At 59.8% G+C, this 3999-nt stretch carries 4 protein-coding genes; all 4 read right to left on the bottom strand.

Features of this window, described 5'->3' with window-relative positions; translation table 11 throughout:
• Positions 1-71 precede the first annotated feature (71 nt).
• Entirely contained in the window at positions 72-764 is a 693-nt protein-coding gene (sigK, locus tag B2W96_RS07165) for an RNA polymerase sporulation sigma factor SigK (RefSeq protein WP_293009598.1), read from the bottom strand.
• A 379-nt stretch (positions 765-1143) separates the two neighbouring features.
• The gene (locus B2W96_RS07160; protein ID WP_293009597.1) at positions 1144-2181 is read right to left on the bottom strand and encodes a BMP family protein; all 1038 of its coding nucleotides are present in this window, start codon (positions 2179-2181) and stop codon (positions 1144-1146) included.
• Positions 2182-2253: 72 nt separating this feature from the next.
• On the bottom strand, positions 2254-3174 hold the full coding sequence (locus tag B2W96_RS07155) for an ABC transporter permease (RefSeq protein WP_293009596.1): 921 nt from the start codon (positions 3172-3174) through the stop codon (positions 2254-2256).
• Between the two features lies 1 nt (position 3175).
• Positions 3176-3999 (bottom strand): ABC transporter permease (locus tag B2W96_RS07150; protein ID WP_293009595.1); only part of this gene is annotated, 824 nt, incomplete at its 5' end.

Here is a 3999-nt window from a genome sequence, read left to right as displayed (position 1 = left end):
GGGGTGTGGAATGGGGCGTATTTTTTGTGAGGCAATCACAGGCGTGTTTTGTCCAATAAGTAGCGGCGCTTTTACGATTCCCGCCCCTGAAACGCCTCCCGCAGTTTGGCCAGCGCCTTTGTCTCCAAGCGTGATACGTAGCTCCGGGAGATGCCGAAGGAGGAAGCCACCTCTCGCTGGGTCAAAGGGACGGTTCCACCTAGACCATACCGCAGGCGGATGATCTCCGCCTCCCGCCGAGTCAGCGTTTCAGCCACAAGGCGGCGCAAGCGCAGCGCGTCGTCCCGGTCCTGAATGTCGTCCAGCATCGTGTCGTTTACGCCTACTACATCCATGAGCTGCAAGGCGTTGCCCTCTTTGTCGGTGTCGATGGAGTCTGCAAGAGACACATCGCCTTGAAGCTTTTTCTGGCTGCGGAAATACATCAGGATCTCGTTTTCTATGCACCGCGCCGCGTAGGTGGCAAGCCGCGCGCCCTTGGACGCGTCAAAGGTGGAAACGCCTTTGATCAGGCCGATGGTGCCGATGGAAAGCAGGTCCTCCTGATTGCTCTGGGCACAGTAGTATTTTTTCACCACATGGGCCACCAGCCGCAGGTTCCTCTCGATCAGCGCGTCCCGCGCCTTCATGTCTCCCTCGGCCATCTGCCGAAGATATTCCCGCTCCTCATCCGATGTCAGAGGTTTTGGAAAAGAGCCCCCCCCGTTAAGCCGCAGGGTAAAAAGCAGCGTATTGGCGAACAGCAGCAGTGCCGCAGTCAGCATAAGCCCTCCCTCTTGACGGCGCAGTTTGCGCCGCGTCTGCCGCTTTTATGAAGCGAGCGGTCCGCCGATTCAAAGGCGCACCAACTGGCGCCCTCTTCGCTATCCTATGCGGCGGCGGCAGGTTCCTATGAACACGAATTGCCGCCGAGCGAAAGCAAAAAGCCCGTCTGGCGGTGCGCTTTCCTCTGGCGATTTGACTGGAGAGCGAAGGTCTGTCCCCCAATAAAGCGGGCGGCGATAGAACAGCCTGGTGCGGTGGGCAGCGTCGAGACTGACAGGGAAGCGGAGGACTGCTTAGCCGCCCGCGCTTTCATGGAACTGAAAAAAGCGGGGCCGGACATTTGTCCGGCCCCGCTTGGGGTATTTTGCTTTTTAAGGGTTAGCCGGGGAAGGCGCCCTCGGTCATCTGATTGATATACTCCATATAGGAGGTCTGCACATCAGCGGAAACCAGATCGTTGTTAAAGGTACCCACGGTCAGGCACTGGTTGTTGAAAGAGCCATAGATGGTCTTGCCGCCGAAGGTTCCGGCTTCCACATCCTGCATGGCCAGCTTCAGCATACCGGCGTTGTCGGTGACAACGGAGCCGATCAGGCAGGGATTCTGGCTCTGCGCCACCAGATCAGCGGGCTGGCCAATGTCGAAGATGGCAATCTCGCCGCTGCCGTTGGCTGCGTCGATGGCCTGACGGGCGCCGGAGTCCACGGCGGAAGCGTCGCCAAAGAAGACGTCGGCCTTCTGGGAGATCATACCGTTGGCAAGCTCCATGCCCTTGGCTACGTCACTGAAGGAGCCGGCATAGGCGGAGAGCACGGTGATGTCGGGATTGATGGCCTTGGCGGCCTTCTCAAACCCGGCCAGCTTCGCCTTGGTGGTGTCGATTTCCATGCCGCCGATGAAGCCCAAAACATTGGTCTTGCTCATCAGGCCCGCCAGCGCGCCGGCCATGTAGCCGATCTGGTCCGCGTCGGGCAGGATGCTGGTGATGTTGTCAGTGGGCAGAGTGGTGGCGCCGTTGAGCACGGCAAACGCAATGTCGGGATAGTCCTTGGCGACCTGTACGGTGGCGTCGGAATACTGATTGCCGGGCAGGAAAATCATGTCATAGCCCATGTCGCAAAAGCCCGTCATGGAGTTGGCATAGTCGGATTGGGCCACGCTGTCGGCATAGTTGGTTTCCCAGCCGAGATCGGCGGCGGCGGTTTCCATGGCGTTGTAGCAGGCGGCGCCCCATCCGCCGTCGGAGATGCTGGAGTCGCAGACCATGGCCACCTTATAAACCTTGTCGCTGCCGCCGGAAGCGGCGGCGCTGCCCGCGGAACCGCTTGCGGACGCAGGGGGAGTGGAGCCGCCGCCACAGGCCGCGAGAGACACGGTCATGGCAAGCGCAAGAGCCATTGCAAAGAACTTCTTCATTTTCGTTTTCCTCCGTAATTCAGATTGTGAATGGGATGGTTTATCAAAAGGCCGGTGCCTGATGAATGAAATTCAGCGCTCCTCGCGCATATACGGTTTTCCGTTGGATGCGGGCCCGGATTTCTTAATGCCCAGCACCGCCAGCGCCGCCAGCGTGAAGAGATAGGGGATCATCTGGAATAGCTGATAGGGAGTGGAAGCGCTGAAGATTTGCAGACGGAGCTGGAGCGCGTCGCAGAAGCCGAAGAGCAGGCAGGCCATCAGCACGCCCCCCGCGCTCCACCGGCCGAAGATGACCGCGGACAGGGCGATGAAGCCGCGCCCGGCCACCACGCCGTCGGAATAGGTGTTGACATAGCAGGTGGTGAGATATGCGCCGCCAATGCCCGCCAGCGCACCGCAGATAATGCAGGCCACGTATTTTTGGCGGATGACGTTGATGCCCAGCGTTTCCGCTGCCTTGGGATACTCGCCCACGGACTTGTAGTTCAGGCCGGCCTTCGTGCGGTTGAAGAAGATGGCGGTAAAAACGACCATCAGATAGGCAAAGTAGACCATGGGAGTCTGGTCAAAGAGGAGCTTGCCAAAAAACGGGATATCCTTCAAGCCGGGGATTGCCACGGTGGGCATCAGGGTTGCCTGCGCCAGCGTGGAGCTGACCCCGAAGTAAACCCGGTAGATAAAAGACGCCACCGCAGGGGCAAAAATGTTGATGGCCATGCCGTAAACAATCTGCGGGGCGCACAGGGAGATGGTGCAATAAGCGTAAATCATGTTGATCAGCACGCCGCCGCAAGCGCCCGCCACAATCCCGAGGAAGGGGCTGCCCGAGAGGAAGGAAACCATAAAGCCCGTCAGCGCGCCAAAGGCCATGATGCCGTCCAGACCGATGTTGACGAGACCCGCCCGCTCGGAGTAAAGCTCCGCGAGGGCTACCATCAGAATGGGGGTTGCCATGCGGACGGTGGAGAGAATCAGTTCACCGATATCCATATTACTTCACCTCTCCCTTCTTTTCCAGATGGTTTGAAAGCCACTGGCGGATGTGCGGCAGCTTGACCAGCGCGGTGCCAGCCACGGCGAAGACAATCACCAGAGCCTGAATAATGCCGATAACGGAGGTGGGAACGCCGGTTCCGGCCTGCATGGTGTTGGCGCCGGTGCGAAGCACCGCGAAGAAATAGGCCACCACCACCGTAGCTACCGGGTTGAGCTGGGCGATCAGCGCCATGGCCACGCCGTCAAATCCGTATCCCACGGCATAGCCGCTGATCAGGCGGTATTGAGTTCCCAGCAGCTCCACGCTGCCGCCAAGGCCCGCCAGAGCGCCGGAGACGATAAAGCTGTACAAAATGTACTTCTTGACGCTGAAGCCGTTAAACTCGGCGGCGGTCATGTTCAGGCCCACCGCCCGGAGTTGAAAGCCTTTGGAGGTGCTGAACAGGAAGTACTGCACCACTGCGGCAACCGCCAGTGCGATGACAACGCCCCAGGTGACCCGCAGGTCGGGAAAAATGCGCTGGAGCTGCGTGGCGTCCGGTACGGCGGCGGTCTGGGGGACGTTGCCCTCCCGCAGAACGCTGGTGTACAAAAGCCCCATGAACAAAGTTGCCACATAGTTGAGCATGATGGAGACAATCATCTCGTTCAGGCCCCGGGTGATTTTCAAAATGCCGGGAATCGCGCCCCACAGGCCGCCTGCCACCGCGCCGAAGAGCAGGCAGAGCAGCGTGGCCCCGGGCCCCTCGATGCCCCAGGTGGTGGCCACCCAGCAGGTGGCGATGGAGCCCATGATAAACTGCCCCTCGCCGCCAAGGT

The organism is Oscillibacter sp. UBA6647 (assembly GCA_002455655.1).
GTDB lineage: Bacteria > Bacillota > Clostridia > Oscillospirales > Oscillospiraceae > Oscillibacter.
Note: the sequence above shows the minus strand (reverse complement) of the source record. Positions and strands in the feature narration are given on the sequence as shown.

Bases quoted from the DNA above. Each gene is read 5' to 3' on its own strand.
- B2W96_RS07155 (WP_293009596.1), bottom strand. From the start codon at position 3,174: ATGGATATCGGTGAACTGATTCTCTCCACCGTCCGCATGGCAACCCCC.
- B2W96_RS07160 (WP_293009597.1), bottom strand. From the start codon at position 2,181: ATGAAGAAGTTCTTTGCAATGGCTCTTGCGCTTGCCATGACCGTGTCT.
- sigK (WP_293009598.1), bottom strand. From the start codon at position 764: ATGCTGACTGCGGCACTGCTGCTGTTCGCCAATACGCTGCTTTTTACC.